Origin of the sequence: Micromonospora sp. URMC 103 (assembly GCF_051386435.1) — a bacterium.
Lineage (GTDB): Bacteria > Actinomycetota > Actinomycetes > Mycobacteriales > Micromonosporaceae > Micromonospora.
Window position 1 is genome coordinate 1,351,427 of the sequence record NZ_JBPQTR010000004.1, and the last position, 26,922, is coordinate 1,378,348.

20 protein-coding genes are annotated in these 26,922 nt (G+C 74.4%); 8 read left to right on the plus strand and 12 right to left on the minus strand.

What is annotated here, in order from left to right; genetic code table 11:
- Positions 1-39: 39 nt before the first annotated feature.
- Positions 40-1,614, minus strand: coding sequence for an alpha/beta hydrolase (locus tag ACSNOA_RS09920; RefSeq protein WP_436658366.1), 1,575 nt, complete (start codon positions 1,612-1,614; stop codon positions 40-42).
- Between the two features lie 53 nt (positions 1,615-1,667).
- Entirely contained in the window at positions 1,668-2,780 is a 1,113-nt protein-coding gene (locus tag ACSNOA_RS09925) for an ATP-dependent DNA ligase (protein WP_436657658.1), read from the minus strand.
- Between the two features lie 135 nt (positions 2,781-2,915).
- On the opposite strand from ACSNOA_RS09925, the gene ACSNOA_RS09930 reads away from it, so the two are divergent.
- Both ACSNOA_RS09930 and ACSNOA_RS09935 read left to right on the plus strand, forming a co-directional pair.
- Positions 2,916-3,128, plus strand: coding sequence for a hypothetical protein (locus tag ACSNOA_RS09930; RefSeq protein ID WP_436657659.1), 213 nt, complete (start codon positions 2,916-2,918; stop codon positions 3,126-3,128).
- A gap of 61 nt (positions 3,129-3,189) precedes the next feature.
- A complete protein-coding gene (locus tag ACSNOA_RS09935) occupies positions 3,190-3,693 on the plus strand; it encodes a DUF1990 family protein (protein WP_436657660.1) in 504 nt (167 codons plus the stop codon).
- A gap of 53 nt (positions 3,694-3,746) precedes the next feature.
- Here the strand turns inward: ACSNOA_RS09935 and ACSNOA_RS09940 are convergent, their stop codons facing one another.
- Positions 3,747-4,664, minus strand: coding sequence for a DNA-3-methyladenine glycosylase family protein (locus ACSNOA_RS09940; protein WP_436657661.1), 918 nt, complete (start codon positions 4,662-4,664; stop codon positions 3,747-3,749).
- 498 nt (positions 4,665-5,162) lie between these two features.
- Between ACSNOA_RS09940 and ACSNOA_RS09945 the strand changes: the two genes are divergently transcribed.
- Genes ACSNOA_RS09945 through ACSNOA_RS09965 form a run of 5 tightly spaced genes read left to right on the plus strand, consistent with a single transcriptional unit; the run spans position 5,163 to position 14,784 of the window.
- Entirely contained in the window at positions 5,163-7,088 is a 1,926-nt protein-coding gene (locus ACSNOA_RS09945) for a stealth family protein (RefSeq protein WP_436657662.1), read from the plus strand.
- Entirely contained in the window at positions 7,081-9,141 is a 2,061-nt protein-coding gene (locus tag ACSNOA_RS09950) for a PIG-L family deacetylase (RefSeq protein WP_436657663.1), read from the plus strand. The genes ACSNOA_RS09945 and ACSNOA_RS09950 overlap by 8 nt, the downstream gene beginning before the upstream one ends.
- On the plus strand, positions 9,138-10,748 hold the full coding sequence (locus ACSNOA_RS09955) for a stealth conserved region 3 domain-containing protein (protein WP_436657664.1): 1,611 nt from the start codon (positions 9,138-9,140) through the stop codon (positions 10,746-10,748). The genes ACSNOA_RS09950 and ACSNOA_RS09955 overlap by 4 nt, the downstream gene beginning before the upstream one ends.
- Positions 10,745-12,985, plus strand: coding sequence for a glycosyltransferase (locus tag ACSNOA_RS09960; protein ID WP_436657665.1), 2,241 nt, complete (start codon positions 10,745-10,747; stop codon positions 12,983-12,985). The genes ACSNOA_RS09955 and ACSNOA_RS09960 overlap by 4 nt, the downstream gene beginning before the upstream one ends.
- 23 nt (positions 12,986-13,008) lie before the next feature.
- Positions 13,009-14,784: a stealth family protein gene (locus tag ACSNOA_RS09965; protein WP_436657667.1), complete on the plus strand. Its 1,776-nt coding sequence runs from the start codon at positions 13,009-13,011 to the stop codon at positions 14,782-14,784.
- Between the two features lie 72 nt (positions 14,785-14,856).
- Here ACSNOA_RS09965 and ACSNOA_RS09970 read toward each other — a convergent pair whose 3' ends face one another.
- The 9 genes from ACSNOA_RS09970 to ACSNOA_RS10010 form a co-directional block, all read right to left on the minus strand.
- Positions 14,857-15,504: a hypothetical protein gene (locus tag ACSNOA_RS09970; RefSeq protein WP_436657668.1), complete on the minus strand. Its 648-nt coding sequence runs from the start codon at positions 15,502-15,504 to the stop codon at positions 14,857-14,859.
- 204 nt (positions 15,505-15,708) lie between these two features.
- Positions 15,709-16,488 carry an anti-sigma factor family protein gene (locus ACSNOA_RS09975; RefSeq protein WP_436657669.1) on the minus strand — a complete coding sequence of 260 codons (780 nt, stop codon included), beginning with the start codon at positions 16,486-16,488 and terminating at the stop codon, positions 15,709-15,711.
- On the minus strand, positions 16,485-17,171 hold the full coding sequence (locus ACSNOA_RS09980) for a sigma-70 family RNA polymerase sigma factor (protein ID WP_436657670.1): 687 nt from the start codon (positions 17,169-17,171) through the stop codon (positions 16,485-16,487). The genes ACSNOA_RS09975 and ACSNOA_RS09980 overlap by 4 nt, the downstream gene beginning before the upstream one ends.
- Before the next feature lie 251 nt (positions 17,172-17,422).
- Complete coding sequence (locus ACSNOA_RS09985) at positions 17,423-18,283, minus strand: spermidine synthase (RefSeq protein WP_436657671.1); 861 nt, start codon at positions 18,281-18,283, stop codon at positions 17,423-17,425.
- Positions 18,284-18,788: 505 nt separating this feature from the next.
- Complete coding sequence (locus tag ACSNOA_RS09990) at positions 18,789-19,763, minus strand: hypothetical protein (protein ID WP_436657672.1); 975 nt, start codon at positions 19,761-19,763, stop codon at positions 18,789-18,791.
- Entirely contained in the window at positions 19,760-22,234 is a 2,475-nt protein-coding gene (locus ACSNOA_RS09995; RefSeq protein ID WP_436657673.1) for an AAA family ATPase, read from the minus strand. Before ACSNOA_RS09995 ends, ACSNOA_RS09990 begins: the two co-directional genes overlap by 4 nt.
- Complete coding sequence (locus tag ACSNOA_RS10000; protein ID WP_436657674.1) at positions 22,234-23,382, minus strand: exonuclease SbcCD subunit D; 1,149 nt, start codon at positions 23,380-23,382, stop codon at positions 22,234-22,236. The genes ACSNOA_RS09995 and ACSNOA_RS10000 overlap by 1 nt, the downstream gene beginning before the upstream one ends.
- Before the next feature lie 33 nt (positions 23,383-23,415).
- Positions 23,416-25,170 carry an ATP-binding protein gene (locus ACSNOA_RS10005; protein ID WP_436657675.1) on the minus strand — a complete coding sequence of 585 codons (1,755 nt, stop codon included), beginning with the start codon at positions 25,168-25,170 and terminating at the stop codon, positions 23,416-23,418.
- Positions 25,171-25,447: 277 nt separating this feature from the next.
- Positions 25,448-26,194 carry a pyrimidine reductase family protein gene (locus ACSNOA_RS10010; protein WP_436657676.1) on the minus strand — a complete coding sequence of 249 codons (747 nt, stop codon included), beginning with the start codon at positions 26,192-26,194 and terminating at the stop codon, positions 25,448-25,450.
- Positions 26,195-26,344: 150 nt separating this feature from the next.
- Between ACSNOA_RS10010 and ACSNOA_RS10015 the strand changes: the two genes are divergently transcribed.
- Entirely contained in the window at positions 26,345-26,890 is a 546-nt protein-coding gene (locus ACSNOA_RS10015) for a plasmid pRiA4b ORF-3 family protein (protein ID WP_436657677.1), read from the plus strand.
- Positions 26,891-26,922: the final 32 nt, after the last annotated feature.

Consider the following 26,922-nt stretch of genomic DNA (forward strand, 5'->3'; position numbering starts at 1 on the left):
GCGTCGAGCCTCGCACAGCGACGGCCACGGATGTCCACGTCACCGGGCCGGGCAGCGCAGCCCCTCCCGGGGAACGGTCAGGTCGACCACGTACGCGTCGACGGCGTCGGTGATGCACGCGGTCTGCGGGTAGGCGGTGTGCCCCTCGCCCTCCCAGGTGAGCACCCGGCCGACGCCGAGCATCGAGGCGAGCGCGCCGGTCTGCTCGTACGGCGTGGCCGGGTCGCCCGTGGTGCCCACCACCACGATGGGCGGCGCGCCCGCCGCGGCCCCCGTGGGGTACGGGTCCCGCCCGCCGGGCCACTCCACGCAGCCGAGCATGCCCACGGCCAGCGCCGGCCCGAACAGCGGGTATTTCTGCCGCCACTCGGACTGCAACTGGCGGATCCGCGCGAGGGTCGGCTTCTCGTCCTCGTCGACGCAGTTGACGGCCAGGTTGGCGTCGAACAGGTTGGAGTAGCGGCCGTCGTCGCCCCGACCGGCGTACGCGTCCGCGAGCCGGAACACCTCGGCCGGGTCGCCGCCGTCCAGGCGGTCGATCGCGCGGGCCAGCTCCTGCCACCCGCTCTCCGTGTAGAGCGAGGAGATGATCGCGTAGAAGACCCAGCCGGGGGTGGCCTCCCGCCCGTCGGCGCCGTGCGCCGGCGAGACGCGCGCCTTGTCGATCGCCGACGTCACGGCGGCGCGGGCGTCGGGGGCGATGGGGCAGCGGCCCGCGTTGGCTGTGCACCAGCGGGTGAAGTTGCCGAAGGCCCGCTCGAAGCCCTTGGCCTGGCTCTCCGACCCGGCCACGAGGCCCTGCCGCGGGTCGACGGCGCCGTCGAGCACCAGCGCCCGGACGCGCTGCGGGTAGAGCTGGGCGTACGTGGCGCCGAGCAGCGTGCCGTAGGAGTAGCCGAGGTACGTGAGTTTGTCGTCGCCGACGGCGGCGCGGACGGCGTCCATGTCGCGGGCCGCCTGCTCGGTGCCGTAGAGGGGGAGCTGGTCGCCGTACTTCCCGCCGCAGCCCTGCCCGATCCGCCGGTTCAGCGCCACGAACCCGTCGAACGCCGACTGGCTGCGCGGGTCGGGGTCGTAGCCGAAGCTGGCGTCCAGGTCGGCGTCGGAAATGCACTTCACCGGGCTGGACCGGGCCACACCGCGCGGGTCGAAGCCGACGATGTCGAACCGTTCGGTCACCGCGGGGGGCAGGCCGCCGAACGCCGGCCCGAAGGAGAGGTAGACGGCCGTGTCCACACCGGACCCGCCCGGGCCCCCGGGGTTGATGACCAGCGACCCGAGACGGTCGTGCTGCTTCGTCGAGCGGGCACGCAGCAGGGAGATCTCGAAGGTCTGCCCGACGCCGGGGCCCGTGGTGGCGCCGGCGCCGGTGCCCCAGTTGCGCGGCACCGCGATGCGGGCGCACTCGTAGCGCATGTCGGGCGCGCCGCGCCCCACGAGCTCGTCGGCGACCTCCGGGCAGTCACGCCAGGTCGGCGCGGCGCCGGGCGCGGCGGCCGGGCCGTCGGTCGTACCGTCGGGTTCGGTGCGCGGCGCGAACGCCGGCAGCGTGCAGCCGGCGGTGAGCAGCGCCACGACGGCGAAACCGGCGAGGGTGCGGCGGACCCGGCGGATCCGGTCGGCGGTGCGGGACACGAGCAGCCCTCCGTGATCGTCTCGCCGCCAGGCTACGCCGGGCCGGCGGCGGGCCGGTCCACGGTGGCCGTGGGGTCGCCGCGCAGCACCTGGTCGACGTCGAACCGCACGGGACGGTCGAGCTGGTCGTAGCGGCAGGAGCGGGGGTCCCGGTCGGGCCGCCAGCGCACGAACTGCGCCGTGTGGCGGAACCGGTCACCCTCCATGGCGTCGTAGCCCACCTCGAGCACCAGCTCCGGGCGCAGCGGCTCCCACTCGAGGTTCTTCGTGCCGGTCCACCGGCTCACCCCGCCCGGGATGCGCTGGCCCCGCTCGTGGTCGCCGTGCACCCACGGGTGCTCCCCGCCGGTGTCCCGGTAGGGCGCCAGCTCGTCGAGCAGCTCGGCGCGGCGCGCCATGCTGAACGACGCGCTCACCCCGACGTGGTGCAGCACGCCGTCGTCGTAGAGGCCGAGCAGCAACGAGCCCACCACCGGCCCGGACTTGTGCCACCGGAAGCCGGCCACCACCACGTCGGCGGTGCGGGCGTGCTTGACCTTGAACATGAGCCGCTTGCCCGGCGCGTACGGCAGGTCGGCCGGCTTCACGATGAGCCCGTCCAGGCCGGCGCCCTCGAAGACCTCGAACCAGCGGTGTGCCGTCTCCGGATCGGTGGTGATCTGGGTGACGTGCACCGGCGGGCGCACCCCGGCCAGCGCCGCCTCCAGCCGGGCCCGGCGCCGCGGGTAGGGCTGGTCGACCAGCGACTCGTCGTCGATCGCCAGCAGGTCGAACGCCACGAAGTCGGCGGGGGTGGTCTCGGACAGCAGCTTCACCCGGGACGCGGCCGGGTGGATGCGCTGGCCCAGCATCTCGAAGTCGAGCCGTGGCTGCCCGCCCGGGCCGTCCCGGCGGATCACGATGAGCTCCCCGTCGACGGCGCAGCGCTCCGGCAACTGCCGGCGGGCCTGCTCGACGACCTCCGGGAAGTAGCGGGTCATCGTCTTGCCGCCCCGGCTGGCAAGCTCCACCTCGTCGCCGTCGCGGAAGATGATGCACCGGAAGCCGTCCCACTTCGGCTCGTACGTCATCCCGGGCGCGGTGGGGATCCGCGGGACGCTCTTGGCCAGCATCGGCTCGACCGGAGGATTGATCGGCAGCTTCACGGCGACCAGTCAACCAGACGCCGCCGACAGGGTGAGGCAGATCACCGCGCGCTCGGCGGCGTGGTGTCCGCCGCCGTCCCCGCTCGTCCCCCGCGGGCGAATCACAAAACCGCAGGTCAGAGCTACTTTCGCCGGGTGCCGGAGTGGAGGTGTGCCTGCTGCGGGCGGTACCGGGTCAGCGTCGAGCTGATCGGTGGCCGCTACCGCTACCGGCTCGTGCACCGGTACCCGCGGCAGTTCGGCGGCGGCAAGAACGTGCTCGGCGAGGTCGGCTCGGTCGCCGAACTGGAGGACCTGCTGCGCCGGCACACCACGCTCACACTCGCCGACCTGCGTGAGGCCGCCTGAGCCGGTGGCCGGGCGCCGCCCGCCGTACGCTGGCCGGCAGACGAGCCTGGAGGTGCCCGGCATGCCGGCCCTGACCTATTCCGACGTCGGCGCCACCCGCACCGGCGCCCTGCCGCCCGGCTGGCGGCACGTACGGCACCGGGTCCGGCTGCCCGAGGGAAGCTACCGGGCCGCCGGCGCGGCGGTGCTCGGTTGGCGGCTGCACCGGGCGGCCGGTATCCGCATCGAGGCGGACGCCCCCCGCGCGGCCCCCGGGGTGCGGGTGGTCTCCGGGCTGGGCGTCGGCCCGCTGCGGCTGCGCGCCCCGTGCGAGGTGGTCTGGGTCGCCGACGACGGGCACCGGATCGGCTTCGGGTACGGCACCCTGCCCGGGCATCCGGCGCGCGGCGAGGAGGCGTTCGTGGTCAGCCGCGACGACGCCGGGCACGTGTGGTTCGAGGTGGTCGCGTTCAGCCGCCCCGCCGGGTGGCTCATGCGGCTCGCCGGGCCGGTCGGCCGGGCCTTCCAGCACGCGTACGCCCGCTGGCTCGGCCGGACCCTGCGCCGGCTCTGCGCGGGCGGATAGCCGGCGGCGGCGGACCGCGGCCGGGCAGCCGGAGCGGGGTCGGCGAATCCCGGTCAGTACCGCGCGAAGGAGCGGATGGGCGCTCGCGGCCCGTACTTCGGTGCCTGGATCCCGGCGGCCTCCAGCAGCACGCACACCCGGCCCCGGTGGCCCCGGAACGGCTCCAGCAGCGCCAGCATCCGGGCGTCGTCGCCGCGGGGCTCGCCCGCGAGGGCCCACGCCACCGTGTTCGGGAAGTGGTAGTCGCCGACGCTGACCGCGTCCGGGTCGCCGTACGCCACCCGGACCACCTCGGCGGCCGTCCACACGCCGATGCCGGGCACCGCCGTGAGCCGGCGGGTCGCCTCGGCGGAGTCGGCGCAGCGTTCCAGCCGGGCCGCGACGGCGGCCGCGCGACGCAGCGTCTCCGCCCGGCGCTGCTCCACGCCGAACGGGTGGAAGACCCAGTAGGGCGTCGCGGCGACCGCGGCCGGCTCCGGCGGCAGGAGCAGCGGCGTCGGGCCGGGCGCGGGCTCGCGGAAGTGGCGGACCGTGGCGGAGTACGCCCGGTACGCCTCCTTGCCCGTGACCTTCTGCTCGAAGACCGCCCGGAGCACCCGCGGGAAGACCAGCCCGGTGGCCGGCATCCGCAGCCCCCGGTGCTCCCAGGCCAGCCGGGCGACCAGCGGGTGCGTGGCCGCGAGGTCGGCGAAGCCGCTCAGGTCGTCGCGGAGCCCCGCGATCGCGTCGGCGCGTTCCACCACCCATCCGGCGCCCGGGCCGTACCCCTCGGCGAGCAGGTCGCCGGCCGACGGCCGCAGCGCCAACGTGGCGGGGCCCTCCGGGGTGCGGGTGGCCCACCAGAAGGCGCCCCCCGCGATCCGGGCGCAGGGGTCGTACGGGCTGAAGGTCAGCGGGCGGACCGAGCCGGCGAGGCGGTAGCCGGCCGGCGGGTGCAGCACCCGGCGTGCGGTCGGCTCGGTCGCGGTCACCCCGCCACTGTGCCAGAGACCGGCGCCGGTGGGCGGCGGCGGTACGTCGGCGAGTGGCCCGCGAGACACCGTCGAGCGACGGAGCCTCCTCAGCCGAAGTGGCAGCCGGGGCTCAGTCGAGCAGGCGGAATTTTCTTGTGCGAAGTGGACGTGCGGTCAGCAAACGCCACGCGGCGGTGCCGCGCGGGGGACCGGCGGGTGTCCGGTGGGTGGCTGTGCGGTAACGGCGCTGCTACCGTCTCGTCCGCCGCCTTCCCAGAGATGCTCCGTCGTCCGGCGCCACGGCCCTGGCCGGAGCCGCGACGGCGCGTCCGCAGGTGACGTCGCGCGCTCCTCTCCCGGGGTGCGCGTGGCGGCAACGGGGATGGTGTGAGGAAAGGCGTTCGCCGATGCCTGCTGCGAAGACGTACCGACGGATCGCTTCCGTGCCGTCGCCGTTCCCTCGGCGCTGACCGTGCGTGCCGACGAGGTGGCCGTCCGTCCGGGACGGCCGGACGCATGATCGCCCTGCGGGTCTACCGGCTGCTCCCACCCCCCGCGCGGCGCCGGCTGGTCCAACTGCTGCCCGCGCACCGGCGGATCGGTCTCGTGCGCACCTTCGTCCGCCCTCCCGGCGGCGACACCGTGCACGCCGTCGGATCGCGGGTGGCCGTCGACGACGGCGGCGTCCGCACCCGCGCCGAGGTGGTCGCCACGGCCACGCCGCTTCAGATGTGGCACCGCAACCTGACGGCCGTCACGACCGCGCTCGACGCGGCCGGCATCCGGTACCACTGCCTGCGCAACGACGACCAGCTGCGCAGCACCGTGGCGGTCGTCGACGACCAGCGTGAGGCGGTCCGCGCCGCCCTGGAGTCGGCTCCGGCGCTGGCGGACGCCCAGGTCCGCACCGTGGAGGTCCGGCCCGGCCGCCATCAGCCGGACCTCGCGCCGACCGAGGTGTTCCAGGTGTGGTTCCCGGTGACCGACGCCCGGGCCGGCGTGGTGCTGGGCTCCCAGTTCGCCTGCGAGATCGAGTTCTGGACGCGCGACGGCGACGTCGTACGCGCGCCCCGGCACAACGCGGTGATCGACGAGACACCCGTCGAGCCGGAGCCGGTCCGCGTCGCGGCGGCCCTGCTCAGCCACTTCGTGCCCGAGGCGGACGACCACACGTACGGGACCCGCCGCGATCTCGCCGTCCGCGCCTTCGACCGGGTGGGCTTTCCCATCGACGCCGTCTACACCTGGGTGGACGGGTCGGATCCGGAGTGGCGGGACCGGAAGCGGGCGGCGCTGAGCGGCGGCGGCCCGCTGCACGCGGTGGCGGCGAACTCGTCGCGCTACCACAACCGCGACGAGCTGCGGTACTCGATGCGGTCCCTGCACAGCTTCGCGCCGTGGCTGCGGCGCATCTTCCTCATCACCGACAGTCAGCTGCCGAGTTGGCTCGACCCGCACCACCCGATGGTCACCGTCGTCTCGCACGCCGAACTCTTCGCCGACCTCGGCGGGCGGTCGTCGTTCAACTCGCACGCCATCGAGTCCCGGTTGCACCGCATCGAGGGCCTGGCCGAGCACTTCCTCTACCTCAACGACGACGTCTTCCTGGGCCGGCCGCTGCTGCCCACCCACTTCTTCCACGCCAACGGCATCGCGAAGTTCTTCCCGTCGCCGGCCCAGTTCGGCCTGGGCGACGCGAAGCCGGGCGACCTGCCGGTGAACGCGGCCGGCAAGAACAACCGGCGGCAGATCCAGCGGCAGTTCGGCGTCACCATCACGCAGAAGATGAAGCACACGCCGTTCGCCCTGCGGCGCAGCATCATGCACCAGATCGAGCACGTGCTGCGGGCGGACGTGACCGAGACCGCCAAGCACCAGTTCCGGCACCACGCGGACCTGTCGATCCCGTCGTCGCTGCACCAGTACTGGGCCTACCTCACGGCGCAGGCGGTCCCGGGGGACATCGAGTACGAGTACGCCGACCTCGGCCACCCGTCGACCCCCGCCCGCCTCGCCGAGCTGCTGGCCCGTCGTCACCGGGACGTGTTCTGCCTCAACGACACCGACTCGGATCCGCGGTCGCTCGCCGAGCAGGAGCGGATGCTGGCCGACTTCCTGCCGCGCTACCTGCCCTTCCCGGCGCCCTTCGAGCTGCCGGACGACGTGGTGGCGCAGCGGCGGGAGCAGGGTGCCACCGCACTCTGGCGGCAGGCCCGGGCCGCCGCCCGGCCCACCGGGCCGGTCGACGCCGCGACGACTCCCGCGCTCCGGTTGCCCACGGGGCCGGACACGGCGAGCGCCTCGCGGGTGCGCGGTGGTCCCCGGCTGGACGCGCCCACCCTGCCCTCGATGCGCATCACCGCCGCCCGAAACCCCGACCACGACACCGGTGCGCCGCGCGGGGCCCGGCCCTTCCCCCCAGGAGACACGCGAGATGCCTGATCACAAGGAATGGCCCGGGCCGCTGCTGGCGCTGGGTCGTCGGGCCGCGCGTCTGCCGCGTGCCGGGAGGGCCCGGTCCGCTCCCGTCGGGCCGGCGCGCTCGATGGCCGTCATGGCGCACCAGGACGACGATCTCTACTTTCTCAACCCCCTCCTCGTGAGCCAGTTGCGCAGCAGCGAGGCCCACCTCACCGTCTGCCTGACCGCCGGTGAGGCGGACGGCCGCAACGCGCCCGGCGGCACCGCCGAGCACGCTGCCGCTCCGCTGGACTTCGAAGCCTTCGCGGCCGCCCGGTACAACGGCCTGCGCTGCGCGTACGCCGACATGGTCCTGGGCGACCGGGACGCGAAGTGGCGCCGGGAGGTGACGATCCTGGCCGGCGGCGCCGAGGCGGACGTGTCGGTCCTGGTCGACGCCCCGCACATCCGGCTGGTGTCGCTCAACCTGTGGTGCACCCCGCCGGGAGGCACCGTGCCGGACACCGGATCGCTGCCCGAGCTGTGGTCCGGGCAGGTGGCGTCGAACGCGACCATGATCCCGCTCGGTTCCCCGGTGACGGGGGTGCACAGCTACACCCGGGAGACGCTCGTCGAGTCACTGGTGATGCTGCTGGACCGCTTCGCGCCGACGCTGCTCTGGACGATGGACCCCGATCCCGACCGGCAGGTCCACAACCGCGCGAACCCCCGCCACGCGGACGCCGAGGGCTACTCCGACCACAGCTTCCACACCGCGACGGGCCTCTTCGCCCACGAGGCGCTCACCCGCTGGTTCGCGGCCGGTGGCGGCCGCAGGACGTCCGTCGAGGCGTTCCGCGGATACTACGTCCGGCGCTGGCCGTCCAACCTCAGCCCGGAGGGGCGCGCCGTGAAGCAGCGTTACAAGGACGTGTACGGCTGGGCCGACCGCCGGCCGAGCGACGATCCCGCCGGGCTGGGCGACCGGAAGGTGAGCGGCGACCTCATCGCCTCCGGTAACGCCTCCGGCACCACGCTGCGCTATCCCGGCTCGCGGTCCTGGGCCCGGCCCGGGGCCGACGATCGGCTCTCGGCGTTCGCCGTGCGGGGCGGGCAGGTCGTGCACTGGCGGGAGAACCGCCGTGGCGCGTTCGCGGAGAGCCGGCGGGTGCCGGGCCGCAAGCTGCTGCCGCACGTGGACGCCGTACCGACCGGGGACGGCGGCTGGCGTCTCTTCGCCGTGCGGCAGGGGCTGACCGCCGATCCCGACCGGCACGTGCGGGACGTGTGGACGGTCGTGCTCCCGCCGTCCGGGGACTACCGCGACGTGCGGTGGGAGTCGCTGGGCAACCCCAACGCGCACAGCGAGCCGGCGAAGCGGCGCAACATCGGGATGCCGCTGGCCGTGCCGCTCGTCGGTGACCGGCTGCTGCTGCTCGCCCGCAACGCCGGCAAGGGGCTGAGCGGACGCCTCCACGACGGCTCCGCCTGGACGCCGTGGCGAGACCTCGGCGGCGGCGACACCCAGGACGGCCTGGCCGCCGTGGCGCTGCCGGACGGGTCGGTCGAGGTGCTCGCCGCGGCGCGCCACGGCCTCGCCCGCTGGCTGGTCTCCGCGACCGGCCCCACCGCCGCGTTCTCGGTCGTACCCACCGAGGCGCCCGCCGGTCCGCCCACCGTCGTCCGGCTCCCGGACGGCGGCCGGATGGCGTTCTGCCGGTGCCGGGACTCGGCGTCGATCGTCGCGTTCCGCACGATCGGTGACGGGCCGGTCTGGGACCCGTCCACCCTCGTGGACCTCGGCGGCCACGGCGGGCCGGGGCCCGTCGCCGCCCGGTTCGTGCCGGACGCCGGCGCGGTGCTGGTGGCCGTGCGGGACGACGACTCGGCGACCAGTGCGTTGTGGGTGGGTTTGGACGGCCGCGCCCGCGGCGCCTGGATGCGGGAGGGCACCCCCGTGGCCGGTAGCCACGCCGTGTCCGTCGACTCCGCCGGCCGTCCGGTCGTGCTGGCGGTCTCCGCCGCCGGCGGGCTGCTCACCCACGTGGTGGAGCAGGCGACGTCGTCGATTAACCTGATGAAGGAAGTACCGTGACCCTCACGCCCTCCGCCCCTGAGCCGCTGACGGACCCGTCCGTCCCCCCGGGCGGGACCGAGGTCAGGGAGGTGCTGGTGGACGGCGGGCGTCGGCACGCCCACGTGCATCCCGGCCTCACGCCCCTGCGCGCCCGTCAGTTGAACGCCAGCGCCGTCACCGCCGCGCTGGAGGCCCACGGCGTGGACCACTTCCTCGTCCGGGGCATGGACGACCGGACGCCGGTCGTCGGTGTCAGCGAGGACGATCGTGTCGCGGCCCTCGGCGCGCTCGAGAAGCTCGGCGCGGTCGGTCCCTGCTACGTGAGCCAGGTGCTGCCCAAACCGCCGATCGTCGGCGCGCTGCGGGACGCGGCCGACCCGGAGGCCTGGGCGGACCTGCACATCGCACGGGCGCTCAAGGTGACCTGGTTCCGGATGGATCCCACGGCGAAGCTGATCGCCGGCGCCGCGTACGGCTGCGAGGTCGAGTTCTGGAAGCCGGACCGGAAGGCCGCTGTGCTGCGGGCGCCGCGACGCAACCGGATGATGTTCGCGGTCTCGATGGCCGGCGTGCCCGTGGAGGCCGGTGAGCACCGCTTCACCCGGCTGGCGTCTCCGGCCACGCCGGGCGTGCGGTTCCGCACCCGCCCGGAGTTCGACCGCGTCCTCCCGGACGACATCGACTTCCCGATCGACGTCGTCTACACGTGGGTCGACGGCGCGGACCCGGAGTGGCAGCGCCGCCGGGCGGAGCAGAAGGGCGAGGCGTTCCACGCCGAGGCGGCGAGCGACTCGCGGTACATCAACCGGGACGAGTTGAAGTACTCGCTCCGGTCGCTGCACCTCAACGCCCCCTGGGTCCGCAACGTCTACATCGTCACCGACCGGCAGCGTCCGGCCTGGCTAGACCTGAGCGCGGGCAACATCTTCCTCGTCAACCACGAGGAGATCTTCCGGGACCGGAGCGCGCTGCCGACGTTCAACTCGTGCGCCATCGAGAGCCAGTTGCACCACATCGACGGCCTCGCAGAACACTTCCTCTACCTGAACGACGACATGTTCTTCGGCCGCCCGCTGGCGCCGCAGACGTTCTTCCTCGCCAACGGCAACACCAAGTTCTTCCTGTCCCAGAACCGCATCCCGATCGGCCCGATCACCAGCCTTGACAGCCCGGTCGATGCGATGATCAAGAACAACCGGCGGTTGATCGAGGAGCGGTTCGGCCGGACCCTGACCCAGGGCAGCCAGCACGTGCCGTACCCGCTGCGGCGGAGCATCCTCGCGGAGATCGAGCGCGAGTTCCCGGCGGAGCACGCGGCCACGGTGCACAGCCGGTTCCGCAGCCCCACCGACCTCACGATCACCTACTCGCTGCACCACTACTACGCCTTCCTCACCGGACGCGCGTTGCCGGGTCACGTGAACTACGGCTACGTGCAGCTCGCGGTGCCGGACCTGGCGGCCCGGCTCAAGCGGGCCGAGGCCCGGCGGGACTGGGACACATTCTGCATCAACGACGCGTACTCGACGTACGCCCAACTCCAGCAGCAGATGGCCATCCTGGAGCCGTTCCTCGAGGCGTACTTCCCGGTGCCCAGTCCCTACGAGTCGGCGGGCCGGGCGTGAAGTTCTCCTTCCTCATCCACAACTTCTACGGGGTGGGCGGCACCAACCGGGCCGTGCTGAACCTGGCCACGGCGCTCGTGGAGGGTGGCCACGAGGTCGAGGTGGCCTCGGTGTTCCGCCGGCTCGACCGCACGATGTTCGACGTCGACGAGCGCATCACCGTGGTGCCCCTGGTCGACACGAGGCCCCGGCGGCCCGACCGCGCCAACCCCCGGCACCGGGAACCCTCGACGCTGATTCCCGAGTCCGAGGAGTTCCATCTGCACTACAGCCGGCTGACTGACGAGCGGCTGGTCGACTACCTGCGGTCCACCGACGCGGACGTCGTCGTCGGCACCCGGCCGGGACTCAACATCGCCGTCGCCCGGCACGCACCGGAGCACGCCGTGCGGGTCGCGCAGGAACACATGACGCAGGACCTGATCGACGACGCGCTGAAGGCCGAGATCCACCGGCACTACCCGCGCATCGACCTTGCGTACACGGTGACTGGCGCCGACGCCGAGGCCTTCCGCCTCGGCAACCCGGTTCCGGGAACCCGGATCGAGGTGCTGCCCAACAGCTCGCCCCCGCCCGGCGTCCCCGCCGCGGACGGCCGGGGCCGGATCGTGGTGGCGGCCGGCCGGCTCGACCCGATCAAACGGTACGACCGGCTGATCACCGCCTTCGCCCGCGCCGTCGTGGACTGCCCCGACTGGACGCTGCGGATCTACGGTGACGGCGAGCAGCGGCCGGCGCTCGCCGCCCTGATCCGTGAACTCGGCGTCTACGACCGTGTCCACCTCATGGGCCGGCGGGACGACATGTCGACGGAGTGGGTGAAGGGCTCGATCGCCGCCGTCTCCTCCGAGCGTGAGTCTTTCGGCATGACGATCGTCGAGGCCATGCGGCTCGGCCTGCCGGTCGTCAGCACGGACTGCCCGGTGGGGCCGCGCGAGATCATCGCCGACGGCGCGGACGGCCTGCTTGTGCCCACCGACGACCTGGACGCGTACACCGTGGCGCTGCGGACGCTGATGCGCGACGACGCCCTGCGCGCGCGCATGGGGGAGCAGGCGTTGGTCAACTCGACCCGCTTCGACCCGGCCCGCCTGGCGGCCCGGTTCGCGCACGAGTGCGCGGGCGTCCTCGCCACCCGCCGGGACGGGACGCCGAAGCCCCGCCGGGTCGCCCGCCGGATCCCCCGGGCCGGAGTGACCCGCTCGGTCCTCGCCCGCTCCGGCGAACTGCTCCGCGAACCGGACCTGGTCCGGACGCTGGCCGATCCGCTGCTACGCGGGATCGCGGGGAACGACCTCGCCCGGCGCGCGAGCATGGGCGCACTCGTCCGGCTGGGCAGGGTACGGCGAGCCCGTGGCACGAGCACCCGGCTGCAACAGGCGATCCGGCGTCGGGTGTCGGCTCCGTCCGACGGCCCCGTCGCCGACTGCCTGGTGCTCCCGGATCTGGCGCTGCGCTGGTCCGTCGACGCGGCGCTCTGCGTCGGCGGCGCGTCGGTCGTGCTGCGCAACCGCGACACCCGCGAGACCGTCGAGGTGGCCCTGGCTCCGTCGGTCGACGGGCTGCGGCACGAGGCCACGCTCGACGTGGCCGCTCTTCCCGAGGGCCGGTGGAACGTCCACCTGGCGGACGGAAAGGGTGTCCGACGCCGCCTGCGCCCGCAGCGGGTCGACAGCCGCGCCCTCGCGGGCGGACCGGACGACTGGCTCGCCGGGAGGCCGGCCGGGGTTCGGGCGCACGTGCCGTACCGCACCGCCGACGGCTTCCTCGCCGTGCGGAGCTGGGTGCGCGCCGCCCACGCCGAGGTCCGTCGGGTCACTCTCGACGGCGAGGCCGTCCTCGTCGGGTTCACGTGGCACGGACCGGGCACCCCGGACACGGCGATGCTCCGTCGCCGGGGGGACCGCACGGATTCCCTCGCCGTGCCCGTCGTTACGGCGGCCGACGGGACCCCGACCCTGGTGGTGCCCCTCGCGATGCTGGCCGAGCTCCGGCTCGGCCGGTACGAGGACTGGGACGTGTTCCTCCAGCAGCCGGCCGGCCCGGGCGAGGTCCGCCTGGGGCGCTTCGTCGACGACGTCGTCGACAAGAAGCGCGTCTACAACTATCCCGAGATCCATCTGCCCGACGAGGTGGACCTGAGCCTGGTCGAGGAGGACCCGGCCGCGACGGTGCGGGTCCGCCCCTTCTACACGGTCGACAGCGAACTGTCGCTCGTGGTCATCGACCGGCCGTAGCGCGAGCGGGCGAAGGGAACGGGATGAGCGAGCACGGGCCGGGACGGCCGAACATTCCACGGGCGGTGGCCGAGCCGTCCCGGCTGGTCGGCGTCTACCGCCGGGTGCTGAGCCCGCAGACGCGCCGGGCCATCGCGAAGAAGGTCAGCCCGCAGACCCGGCACCAGTTGAAGCAGTGGGTGGCGCGGGCGTCGGTCGACGGTCAGCTGGCGGGGCGTCGCGAGGAGCGGTTCGCGCGCCGGCAACCGGAGTTGCTGGCCGGCGGCGACCGGGCCGTGGTCACCGCGGACCGCGGCCCCCGGGTGGCGCAGGTCCGGGCCGACGTCACGCCCGGGCACGCCCGAGCGGGCAACCTGTCGGCCGTCACGTCGGCGCTGGACGCGGCGGGTGTGCCCTATTTCCGGGTGCGCGGCGCGTCGGACCGTTCCTCGGCCGTCGCCGTCGACGCCGCCGACCGGGAGCGGGTGTATGCAGCGCTCGCGCTCGCCTGCGGCCGGGTGCCCGGCTACGTCGCACCGCTGCGGCGCGGCGACGAGAGGCCGGTCCGGCCACCGGCTCCGGGCTTCGAGCCGCCGGTGTGGCGACGGCTGGACGACGCTCCCGTGGTGCGGCTGACCTGGTACTGGACGGATCCGCGCCACCGGCTGGTGCTGGGCCAGGCGTACGGGTGTGACGTCGAGTTCTGGACCCGGCAGGGCGACGCGCTCGTGGCGCCCCGGCGCAACCCGGTGGCCGAGCAGGTGGCGGCGACAGGCCCCACCGTCCTCGCGTCCGAGTCGGTCTTCACCGGCCTGGTGCCGGCCACCGCTCCCGCCACCGCCCGCACCCGGCCCGAGTTCGCGGGCCGGCTCCCCGACGACGTGACCTTCCCGGTCGACGTGGTCTACACCTGGGTGGACGGCACCGATCCGGACTGGCTGCGCCGCCGCGCCGAGGTGACCGGCGTCCCGTACCACGCCGAGTCGGCGAGCGCCGCACGGTTCCTCAGCCGCGACGAACTGCGCTACTCCCTGCGGTCGGTGCACCTGTTCGCGCCCTGGGTGCGGCACATCTACCTGGTGACGGACGATCAGGTGCCGCCCTGGCTGGACGAGTCGGCGCCGGGGATCCGGGTGGTCAGCCACCGGGAGATCTTCGCCGACCCGTCGGTGCTGCCGACCTACAACTCGCACGCCATCGAGAGCCAGCTGCACCACATCGACGGGCTCGCCGAACACTTCCTGTACTTCAACGACGACGTGTTCCTCGGCACGGACGTGGTGCCGCGGGACTTCTTCCTGGCCAACGGGATCTCCCGGTTCTTCCCGTCGCCGGCGTTGGTGCCCCCGGGCGCCCCGACCGCCGAGGACATCCCGTCGTCCGCGGCGGGAAAGAACAACAGGGCCCTCATCGGCGAGCGGTTCGGCACGGTGCTCAGCCGGAAGATGAAGCACATGCCGCACGCGTTGCGGCGCAGCGTGCTCTGGGAGATCGAACGGGAGTTCCCGGACGCGCACCGCCGGACGGCGGCGAGCCGGTTCCGCGGCATCACGGACATCTCGATCGCCTCGTCGCTGCACCACTACTACGCGTTCCACACCGGCCGGGCGGTGCCGGGAGACCTCGAGTACACCATCGCCGAGCTGTCCCATCCGGACACTCCCGCGCGGCTCGCGCACCTGCTCGCGCGGCGTGACCGGCACGTCTTCTGCCTGAACGACGCCTACTCCACGGAGGAGGACCTGGCCCGGCAGTTGTCGGTCCTGACGCCGTTCCTGGACACCTACTACCCGGTGCCCGCTCCCTGGGAGAAGGTCTGACCGGCGTCCCTCGCGCATGACGGTGGCCGGCCGCGCCCTGCCCGGCTGCGACCGGCCACCGTGTCCGTGGGCTCAGTAGTTGTAGCCGGAGCCTCCCGCGTCCGCCCCTTCCTCGCTGTCCGCCGGCGGGGCGACCGGCTTCGGGGTGCCCTTGGGCAGGCAGGTCAGGTTCTTCTTGCCGTCCGGCGCGACCACGAACCAGGTGCCGCTGACCCCCTGGCCCTTCCACTGGCCGGGCTTCTTGTCGCCGATGTACCGGTACAACGGCCAGCCGCCGAGGGTGAGCTGCCGGGTGCCGTCCTGGCGGGTGATGGTGCCGACCTTCTCCTCGGCGACGCCGCTGAGCTGCGGGTCGCCGTCGGTCAGCGCCGGCGGCCACACCTCCGCGCACTTGTCGACGCAGTTCGACGCGGGCGGGTCGGCGGTGTCCTTGTCGAAGCGGTAGAGGACCCACCCCTCCTCGTCGGTGACCACCTTGCCCATGCGGGCGATCGTCTTGCCGGTGAGCTTCTCGGTCAGGTCCACGTCGGCGGGCGGGACGTCGGCCGGCGGCGCCTCCGTCGAGGCCTCGGGCTCCGGCGACGCGGTGGGCTCGGCCGCGGTGACGGCGACCGGCTCGGCCGCGCTCTGGTTCGCTCCGTCGTAGCCGGCGGGAGCGCAGGCCGTCAGGGCGACCATCGCGCCCGCGACGATGACGGTCGTCCGCTTCATTCGTGCCACGTGCCCTCCTCGTGTCTCGGCAGTTCACCCAGGAGTACGGGGAGCGGGGGCGGCACGGTTGAAACAGTAACAGTGGTCAATTTCATAGCGATCGTTTGAACCGATCGACCGATTCGTTCGTGGGCCCGTACGCCGGCGTTTCTCGGCGTACGAAAAAATCGACGCCGGTCATTGTCTGACCGGCGTCGACGGGATTCTCGGCTGTTACGGCTCCACCGTGACCAGCGGGCTCGCCACGCCGTGGGCGTCCACCGACTGCACCTGGATCTGCTTGATGTCGCCCGGCTTCGCGGCGGTCGGCGCCGTGAGTTCGAGACCCTCGGTCCGGGTGTTCGTGCCGTAGCCCGAGGCCGGAACGGACCAGGTGGCGACCACCTCGGTGGCCGAGTTCTTGCGGATCACCACCAGCCGGCAGGTGCGCGGACCGGGCAGTCTCTTGAGGCTGAAATTGATTTGGGTGCCGTAGTCGCGGGCCACGAGGAACATCGTCGCCTCCACGCCGGTGGTCGGGTCCGTGGCCGCCACCTGGGCGCCCTCCACCTCGGTGCCGCCGATGCCGAGCCCCGTCGGGGAGGGGCCCGGTGTGGGCGGGTCGTTGACCGGCGCGGTCAGCGTGGGCTCGGCGACCACGTCGGGCGACCGGGCGTCACCGATGACGCTCGTGTAACCGATCCCCGTGAGGCCACCGACGACCAGCACCGCGGCCGCGGCCACGAGCATCTGCCGGAACCGCGTCCGCCGCCGGTCGGTGCGGACCGCGGCCAGCGTACGGTCCAGCAGGCGTGGATCGGTCGCCGTCTGCTCCAGCGCGGTCATCGTCTCGCCGTCGATGTCCGACAGCATCCCGACCACCGGCACCATCGTCTCCAGCTCGGCGGCGCACGCCCAGCAGGTGGCGAGGTGCTCCTCGAACCGCTCCGTGTCCTGCTCGTCCAGCACGCCGAGCGCGTACGCCGCGACGTCCATGTGGTCCGCCCGGCTCATTCCGTCACCCCCCGTTCCTGCAGAGCCGTGCGCAGCGCGCGCAGCGCGTAGTAGACCCGCGACTTGGCGGTGCCGAGCGGAAGCCCCAGTTCCTCGGCCGCCTCGGGCACGGTCCGCCCCCGGAAGTACGTGGCCACCAGGATCTCCCGGTGCGACTGACTCAGCGTACGCAGCGCGTCCGCCACCGTCATCGTGCGCAGGACCCGTTCGGTGCTGTCCGCCTCGGCGAACGCGGTCAGGTCTCGGTCGTACGTCTCCGCCGGGCGGGCCTGCTCGCTGCGGTGCTCGTCGATGGCGATCCGCCGGGCCACCGTGACCAGCCAGGGCCGCAGCGACGTCTGCCCCTGCGCACCCAACCGGTGGGCGTTGCGCCAGGCCCGCAGCAGCGTCTCCTGGACGATGTCCTCCGCGCGCTGCCGGTCCCCCCCGGTGAGGCGCATGACGAAGGCCAGCAGCGGACCGGCGTGCTCGGCGTACAGCAGTCGCACCAACTGGTCGGAGTGGCTGGCCTCGGTGGACACCGCCTGGTGGCGTCCGGGCGCCGGTCGCGGCGTCACCGGATCATTGTGGCGAGGCGCCTCGCGGGAGTCGACCCCCCGCCGGGCCGGCCGCGACTGGGACCGCGCGGACATCCAGTCCGGCCGTACCACATCGCCGTGCCAACCCGCCGCCACCGCGTGCATGCAGACCTCCGGATTCCCGTGACCACGACGGCCCTTGAGCGGGCCGCCCGGTGGTACGAACCTCCGGCGCGAACGGATCAACGACGGACGAAGAATTTCGCGGCTCTCCGTCCCGGGCGCGCGTCTCCGCTGATCGCGGCGATCATGCACTTGACGCCCCGGCGAAAGGGTCAAAAGCCGCGAACTTGGGGCTGAAAGCGCACGATCGGCGGGGACTCCTCGGCGGGGACCCGCGGGGCGGGCGGCGTCCGTCAGCGGCCGGTGGAGAAGAGACCCGGCGGCGGTGGGGTGGAGTCCCTGGCGTCGGCGTCGTGGACGATCGCGGAGCCGCCGGCGAACCGGTCGAGATCGTCGCCGGCGACGACCCGGCCCGGGAACCAGTCACCGGCGGCCCGCCGTGTCAGCTCCGGCACCGGCGGCTCGGTCCGCCCTGCCATCAGCACGAGGTTGCCGTACCGCCGCCCGCGCAGCACCGCGGCGTCGCCCACGAGCGCGGCGTGCGGCAGCACCGACCGGACGGTGGCGACCTGCGCCCGCGCGTGCCGCAGTGGCGGGCCGTCGGCGAGGTTCGCGAGGTACCAGCCGGCGGGCCGGAGCACCCGGGCCACCTCCGCGGCGTACTCGACGGAGGTCAGGTGCGCCGGGGTGCGGGCACCGGCGAAGACGTCGGCCACCACCACGTCGTAGCTGGCGTCCCGGCTGCCCGCGACCACCTCCCGCGCGTCCGCCACCCGTACCCGCAGCCGCGGGTCGCTCGGCCAGGGCAGCGCCCGGCGGACGAGGTCCACGAGCGCGCCGTCCACCTCGGCCACCCGCTGCGTCGAGCCGGGGCGGGTGGCGGCCACGTACCGGGGCAGGGTGAGCGCCCCGCCGCCGAGGTGCAGCACCCGCAGCGGAGCCCCGGCGGGCGCGATCAGGTCGAACGCCGTGGCGAGCCGGCGCACGTACTCGAACTCCAGGTGCGTGGGGTCCGTGAGGTCCACGTGTGACTGCGGGGCGCCGTCGACCAGCAGGGTCCACGAGCCGGCCCGGTCCAGGTCGGGAACCAGCTCGGCCCGCCCCGTCGCCACCTGCTCGACCACCCGGTCGGCCCCACCCCGCCTACGCCCCACCCGTCCAGTATCCCGACCGGCCCGCGGAGCCGCCCGCGCTGGCCCGTCCTCACCCCGCGCTGGCCGTCCTCACCCCGCGCTGGCCGTCCTCACCCCGCGCTGGCCGTCCTCACCCCGCGCTGGCCGTCCTCACCGCACTGGCCGTCCTCACCGCACCGGCCCCGTCCTTGCCGTCCGCGCCCGCCGGCTGGCGCTGTGACCGGCCAAGATCGCGCAACATCCCGGAAGTAGTGGCCTCCACCTCGATGGGAGGCCACTACTTCCGGGTTCGAGGGTGATCATGCGGGGAGTGCGCCCGGGCGCCCGCCAAGATCCTCACATCTTCTCGGAAAGTGCTGCCTCCCACACCCGCGAGGCAGCACTTTCCGGGAAGTTGCGAAGATCATCGTGCGCTCCGGTGCACGCATCCGACATGTGTGCGCACCGGCGCACCGGCGGACCGGCGGACCGGCCGACCGGCGCACGAGGCGTACCAACGGCTCCGGTGTTCGGAGTGAGCGGAGTGTCAGCGGCGGACCGCCGCGGCCCGGGCGGCCGCGGTGAGCGCCCGGTGTAGCAGCCGCGAGTCGCCGAGCAGGGCGCGCAGCCGGCGCTCGAGCCCGGCGATGGGGATCAGGTTCTGGGGCGCCCGCGGATCCTTGTACGGCGTCGAGGCGAACCGGGGGAGCGTGACGAGCGAGAGGTCGGCCAGCTCGACCGCTTCCCCGATGTCGAGGTCGGCGGAGCACTCCACCCGCACGATGCCCGCCCAGGGGGCGCCGGCGGCGACCGGCAGCCGCAGGTACCAGGACCAGCCGCCCCACGCCGTGCCCACCCGGAACACCGGCGACCGCTGGCCGGGGGAGAGACCGGTGACCACGGCGGTCAGCCGGGCGTCCAGGTACTGGCTGTGCTGGGTCTTGATGTAACCCAGGGTGCGCGGCAGCTGACGGCGGCTGCGCAGCGGCCCGTCGACGACCAGCAGGTCGCCGTCGGTGCGGGCCGCGTCGGAGACCGCCACCTCGAGCGCGGTGAGCGGGCCCTGCACGGCGGCCGGGAGCTTCGGAAGCTCGCCGGTGCCCCCGACCCGGTGCACCGGGTAGCGGACCGTGCCGGCCACCACGTCCCCCGCCGACGGGCTCGCCGTGAACAGGCCCCGGCCGACCCGGGTGCCGGCGAGCTGCGCCGCGCCCCGCTCCAGATCGCAGCGGACCACGCCCGCTGCGTACGAGGCCGCGAGGCCGGGGAACGAGCCGCCGTCGTCCTCGGCGGTCCAGATGCTGGCGTCGATGCGCCGCACCCCGTCGACGAGCAGCACCACGTCGGGCGCGCGCACCCCGGGGCGTACGTCGATCGCCCGCCAGTCGGCGGCGGGCAGCTCCGCGTCGGTCTCGACCTGTGCGCTGCTCGGCGCGGCGGGGCCGGTCGCGGACGCCTCGAACGACGCGCCGTACGACGGGTCCCACGCGTCGACGTAGAACCGGCCACCGGGCGCCGTCACCGGCCGCTCCGTTCCACCCGGGCGGAGCGGGCGTCCTTGCGGACCTCGAACCGCACCGGGATCCGCTCGGCCAGCGCCTGCACGTGGGTGACCACGCCGACCATGCGGTCGCCGCGGGCGGCCAGATTCTCCAGTGTGGCGGCGACCGTGTCGAGGGTGGCCGCGTCGAGGGTGCCGAAGCCCTCGTCCAGCACGATCGACTCGAGGCTCGCCGCCGTCGTGGACATGCCGGCGAGCTGCTCGGAGAGCGCCAGCGCCAGCGCCAGCGACGCCTGGAACGTCTCGCCGCCGGAGAGGGTGCGTACGCCCCGGCGCAGCCCGGCGTCGTGGTGGTCGACCACGAAGAACTCGCCCTTGTCGTGGACCAGGTCGTACTGGCCGCCGGAGAGTTCCCGCAGGATCCGCGACGCGCCGTCGACCAGCAGGTCCAGCGCCTCGGCGAGCAGCCACCGCTCGAAGTTGTTGGCCCGCAGGTGCCCGGCGAGAGCGCGGGCCACCTGGGCCTGGCGTTCGTGCCCGGCCCGCTGCTCGCGCAGGTCGGCGGCCTGTTCGCGCCGCTCCCGCAGCCGGCGGCGCTCCGCGTCGGCCCGCTCGACCGCGACGGTGACGGCGTGGACCGGGTCACCGGAGGCCGGGAGGCCGGCGTCGGTGAGGAGACCGTCGATGCGGCTCGCCACGGCGGCCGCCGCCGCGTCCGCCTCGCCGACCGCGCCCGCGAGGCCGGCCCGATCCGTCTCGCGTCGCCGCGCCTCGGCGCCGGCCCAGTCGGCGAGCGTCGTCCACGCGGCGGCGAGGTCATCGCGGTCGGCGGCCGGCGGACCGAACCGGGCGAGCCCGTCCCGCGTGCCGTCGAAGCGTCGCCAGGCCGCCCGCAGCCGCTCCTCGGCCGCGTCCACGCCGCCCCGCGCCCGTCGCGCGGCCTCCCGGCCGGCGCGGACCGCGGCGGCCGCCTCGTCGAGCGCCCGCCGCAGCCGGGCGTGCTCGGCGAGCTGCTCCCGCAGCGCCTCGGCCGTGGCCGCCCCGGCGAGCTGCCCGTCCAGCTCCGCGAGCCGCGCCCGGAGCCCGTCCTGCTCGGCCCGGGCACGCAGCAGCGCCCGGTCCAGCTCGCGGGCCGCCGCGTCGCGTTCCTGCACGACCCGCCTCGCCGCCTCGCTCGCCGCCCGGGCCGCCTTGCCCGCCTCCACGGCGCGTGCCACCGCCGAACCGGCGGGCACCGCGGGCACCTTCGGCACGACCTGCTCGCAGACCGGGCAGGCGGCACCGTCGGTCAGGTGCGCCCGCAGCGCCGCCGCCTGGTCGGCGGCCTTCGCCTCCTCGTGCGCCCGGAACGCCGCCGCCAGCTCCTCCTCGGCCCGCTCCGCGGCCGTCCGCGCCTCGGCGAGGGCCCGGGCGGCCGCGTCGTGCTCGGCGCCCAACGCGTCGACCGCCGCCCGCACGGCATTGGCCTGGGCGGCCAGCTTCGCCCGATCGGCGTACGCGGACAGCAGCAGCCGCACCCCGCTCTCGTCGCCGGCCGCGGCCAGCTCGCCCCGGAGCTTCTCCTCCCGCTCCTCGGCCAGCGACACGGCCGTCGCCGCCGCCTCGGCCTCGGCCCGTGCCGCCGTTACGGCCGCCGCCACCTCGGCGACCCCGGCCGGCGCCCGGACCGCGCCCAGCACGGCCAGCTCGGTGTCGAGGGCGTCCAGGGCCGCCGTCGCCTCCCGCGCCGCCGAGCGGGCCGCCTCCAGCTCGGGTACGGCGGCCGACACCGCGCCCGCCAGCTCACGCATCCGGTCGACCTGCTCGGTGGCCCGGGCGAACGCCTCGTCGTCGACGTCGGTGAGCCCGGCGAGCAACTGGTCGACCGCCTCCAGCTTCGCCTCGGCCTGCGCGGCCCGCGCGGTGGCCCGCTTCTGCACCTCCTCGTAGACGCCGAGGCCGAGCAGGTTCACGAGGATCTGCTGGCGGGTGGCCGGCTTGGCGTGCAGGAAGTCGGCGAACTGCCCCTGCGGCAGCACCACGCAGCTCGTGAACTGCTCGTACGGCAGGCCGACCGCCTCCAGCACCGCGTCGTCCATTTCGGCGGGCGTGCCGGCGATCACCTCGCCCAGGTCGTCCGGGCTGAGCCCGGTGTCGAGCTTGGTGACGTCGAAGCCGGACGGCATGAGCTGCATCCCGGCGCTCGCGGTCTTGACGTTGCCCCGGCTGTCCCGCCGGACCACGCGCGTGGCCACGTAGCGCGCGCCCGCGGACTCGAACACCAGCCGCACCCGCGCCTCGGCGGCCGACGGGGCGAGCGCGTTGGCGATGCCCCGCGCGCCACCCCAGCGGGGAACGGTGCCGTAGAGGGCGAAACAGATCGCGTCGAGCACCGTCGACTTGCCCGAGCCGGTCGGGCCGACCAGCGCGAAGAAGTCGGCGTCGGTGAAGTCGACGGTGGTCTCGTCCCGGAAGACGGTGAAGCCCGCCATGTCCAGCCGGATCGGCCGCATCAGTGGTCGACCTCCTCGATGAGCTCGTCGAAGAGCTCCCGCACGCCGTCGTCGGCGTGCCCGCGACTGGCCAGGTAGTCGGCGAAGAGGTCGCGGGGGGAGCGGCCGGACCGCTGGGCGACCCGTGTGCCGCTGCCGGGGGTCGGCACCAGCTCCGGGTCGATCCGGATCTCCAGCGCCCGGGGGAGCAGTTCCTGCACCTCCTCGCGCAGGCCGGCCCGGGGCTGCTCGCGCACGTACACCCGCAGCCAGGCGTCCGGCTGCTCCAGCTCGGCGAGCTGAGCGAGGGTGCCCCGCACGGTGCGCAGCGCCGCCGCCGCGGTCACCGGGACCTCCCGGACGCGGGCCGCCGTGTCGGCGGTGACCTCGACGATCGTCACCGACGGGACGTTCTCCTGTTCGCCGAAGTCCACGGCGAGCGGGCTGCCGCAGTAGCGGATCGGGCAGGGGCCGTCGACGCGCTGGGCACGGTGCAGGTGGCCCAGCGCCACGTAGTGCGCGGTGGCCGGGAAGACGGTCGCCGGCACCGCGTAGCCGAGCACGGTGTGCGCGTCCCGCTCGCCCCCGCCGGTGGCCGCGCCCGTCACCGTGAGGTGCGCGGTGACGAGGTGCACCCGGCCGGGCTCGGCGAAGCTCTCGGTGAGCCGGCCCAGCACCCGCCGCAGGTGGTCGGCGTACGTCTGGTTGGCCTCGGCGGCGGTCAGCTCGTACATCTCCACGGCGCGGACCGCGTAGCGCTGCGAGAGGAACGGCAGCGCGGCCACCCGCCACCGCTCGCCGCCGGTCGTGGTGCCGTCGATCACGTGCTCGTCGGGATCCTCGCGGACGCTGCCCCGCAGGGTGATCCCGGCGGCCTCCGCCCAGGGGCGCAGCGCGTCCAGCGCCGCGCCGTTGTCGTGGTTGCCGCCGATGGCCACCACGTCGGCGCCCGTGCGGCGCAGGGCCGTCAGCGCCCGCGTCACGAGGCGCGTGGCCTCCGGGGTCGGCGCCGCGGTGTCGTAGAGGTCGCCCGCCACGATGACCAGGTCGGGCCGCTCGGCGCGGGCCACCTCGATCACGCCGGCGAGCACCGCCGTGTGCTCCTCGGCCCGCGACCGCCCCTTGAGGACCTTGCCGACGTGCCAGTCGGAGGTGTGCAGGATCTTCACCGTGCCCGTCCTTCGCTCACCCTCTGGGCTCCCCTAGAAGGGAATGTCGTCGTCGCCGGCGCCGCCGCCGGAGCCGACCACGGCGAACGGGTCGGCGCTCTGCGTGATCGAGCGCAGCGTCTGGGACGGCGCCCGGCCCGCCTCGCTGACCCGGGTCGCCCACGCCGGGAACGGGAACTCCAGGCAGAGCGGCACCGGGATGTCCGGCTGGTTGACGAACATGGTGCCCGGCTTGGCGAGCAGCGCCCGCTGCCGCTGCGCGGGCGGCAGGAAACCGTACTCGGGGCGGGACGCCTCGGCCGGGTCGAGCCGGCCGACCACGCGGATCGCCGAGTTGGTGACGATCCGCCGCTCCACCTCGCTCGCCGTCTGCTGCGCGCCGACGAGGATCACGCCGAGCGAGCGGCCCCGCTCCGCGATGTCGAGCAGCACCTCCTTGATCGGCGAGGAGCCCTCGCGGGGGGCGTACTTGTTCAGCTCGTCGAGCACCACGAAGAGCAGGGGCTTGGCGGTGCCGGCCTTCTCCTTGCGCTCGAACTCGCTGCGCAGCGTCACGCCGACCACGAAACGCTGGGCGCGGTCCGGCAGGTTGTGCAGGTCGACGACGGTGACCTGGGCGCTCTCCGCCGTGTTGATGCTGTGCGGCCGGCGGGTGGCGAGGTCGCCCCGGATCAGCCGGCCCAGGTCCTTCTTGCTGCCGATGAGGCGTCGGGCGAAGGCGTTGACCGTGCCGAGCCCGACGGCGCTGCCGGCCCAGTCGGACCGGGTCTCGTCGTCGTTGAGCTGCTCGACGACGTGGTCGACGAGGTCGGTGTAGCTGCTGAGCCGCACCCCGTCGATGCTCACCCCGCCGTCGGCGGGCTGCGCGTGGCGGGCCAGGTGGGCGGTGACCGAGTGCACGACCATCGTGTACTGCTGACGTTCGTCGTCGGCGTCGGCGAAGACGTACGGCAGGAGCCGGTCGGCGCAGAACTCGTCGAGCGTCCAGTAGAAGCTGTCGACGCCGGTGAGCCGGCTGCTCACGTCGGGTGTGCCCGAGGAGTCGCCGACCCGGGGCGGGGCGTGGACCCGCACGTCGGGGAAGGCGCCGGCGTCGAGGCCGAGGCGCGCGTAGCCGGCCCGCGTGTCGTCGTCGAGGCGGGCGTTGGGGTGGTCGAGGAAGAGCAGGTCCTCGCCCTTGACGTTGAAGATGAGCGCCTTGGCGTTGACCGCGTCGCCGCCGAGCACCCCGGAGCGGAAGACCGAGTAGAGCAGGAAGGTGGCGAAGCTGGTCTTGGTGGCCACGCCCGAGATGCCGGAGATGGAGACGTGCGCGCCGCGGGTGCCGTCGAGGAAGTCGGCGTTGAGGTAGACCGGCACGCCGTCGCGGCCCATCCCCATGGGGATCCGGCGTTCCATCCGGTCGAAGTGCAGCGCCCGGGCGCGGGCGTCGCCCTCGGCGCGGTGCACCACGGCGCCCGGTGTGGGCGGCACGTAGAACTCCGGGTCGACCCGCGTGGTCGTCACCTCGGCCGCCTCCTGCACCTGCGCCGGGAGGGTGCCGTCGGCGATGGCGAAGACGTCGGAGTCGAACTGCGCGCCCTCGTGCCGGGCCCGCACCTGGGTGACCACCCCGGCGATGGTCACCGGTTCCCGGTCGGGCAGCTCCCGCCGCGTCACCACCACGTCGTCGAGTTGCAGGTAACTGCCGGGGGAGACCGCCGTCCAGAACTGCAGGGGGGTGGCGTCGGCGGTGCCGAGCACCCGGCCGACCCCGTCGACCGGGCCGTCGAACCCGTCATCCGTCATCGGGCAACTCCGGTCGGCTCGTCGTCGCGGTCAGGGCACACGTGGTGCATCCTGCCCGAGGAGTACGACAGGTTGCCACGCGACGCGGCGGACGCCACGCCGACGCACCGCTGCGCCCGCGTACCGTCACGTCGCCGGCACCCTGCGTGCCCGCGTTTTGCGGACGCGCGGCCGTTCCCGCGCGTGGACGCGTCGCCCGCCGCGCGGGGCCGGGCGCGCGCCGCGGCCCGGCGGGCGCGCCGCGGCCCGGCGCGCGCCGCGGCCCGGCGCCGTCGTCTCAGTCGCGGGCGTAGCGCAGCAGCAGCGTGCCGTCGTCCGCCGCGAGCACGTGCCGCAGCGGGAGCCGGCGTGGCGGGCCGGGCTCGCCCGCGGTGATCCGGCCGGGCCCGGGCCCGGCCAGCAGCGGCGCCACGGTGAGGCACAGTTCGTCGACCAGGTCGGCGGTGGTGAGCGCGCCGAACAGGTGCGGCCCGCCCTCGCAGAGCAGCTGGTCGTGCCCGCGCCGGCGCAGCTCGCGGAGGCCATCCGCGAGGTCGACCCGGTCGGTGCCGCAGGGCACCACCTCGGCCACCTCGCGAAGCCCGGGCGGCGGTACGGCGCCGGCGCGGGTGAGCACGAGCGGCCGGACCGGGGCGTCGGCGAACGCGGCCTGCGCGGGGTCCAGGTCGAGGCTGCCGGAGACGACGACGAGGGTGGGGTAGTCGGGCAGGCCACGCTCCCGCCGCCAGGCCCGGCGGCGTTCGTCGAGCCGCAGCGCCCGGTAGCCCTCGTGCCGCAGCGTGCCGGCGGCCACCACGAGCGCGTCGCAGAGCATCCGGAGGAGGCCGAAGACCTGCTTGTCGGGCTCACCGGAGAGCCCCGCGGAGTAGCCGTCGAGGGTCACCGCGCCGTCGAGACTCGACACGAAGTTCACCCGGAGGTGTGGCCGGTCGGCCCGGCCGTAGAGCGCGGTGAGCGCGTCGTCGTCGACGGCCTCCGCGGCGGGGTCGGGCCACAGCCGGCGGATCGGAATCCCGACGCTCATTCGCTGGCCGGACCGGTGACCGGAGGGGTCGGTCGGGCGGTACGGTGCTGGCAGTCGCACCAGTTCCGCCCCGGACAGTCGTCGTGCCGCCTGGCCCGGCACGCTCGGCAGATCATGCTGGCAGCCTATGCCCGAGGAGGAGGGGACAGCATGCCGCGTCAGATCTTCCAGGTGAGGATCAGCCTCGCCGGGGTCCGCCCGCCGGTCTGGCGCCGGGTGCTCGTGCCGTCCGGCTACACCCTCGACCGGCTGCACCGGGTGGTCCAGCACGCGATGGGCTGGCGCGACTGCCACCTGCACTCGTTCGAGATCGACGGCCTCCAGTACGGCGAGCCCGACCCGGACGGCGAGCTGGCGCTCCACGACGAGCTGGACGTACGTCTGGACGCGGTGCTCGGCAAGGGCAGCCGGTTCCGGTACACGTACGACTTCGGCGACTGGTGGGAGCACGACCTCGTGGTCGAGGACGCGGTGACCGCCGACCCGGACGAGCGCTACCCGGCCTGTCTGGACGGTGAACGGGCCTGCCCGCCGGAGGACGTGGGCGGCGCCTCCGGCTACCAGGCGCTGCTCGCCGCGCTGGCCGACCCCCGCCATCCGGAGCACCGGTCGATGCGGGACTGGGCGGGCCCGGGTTTCGACCCCGACGCCTTCGACGCCGGCCGGGCCGGCACCCTGCTGCGCCGCTTCTGCTGAGCGCCCCGTCCTGAGTGGGCACCACCGGCCAC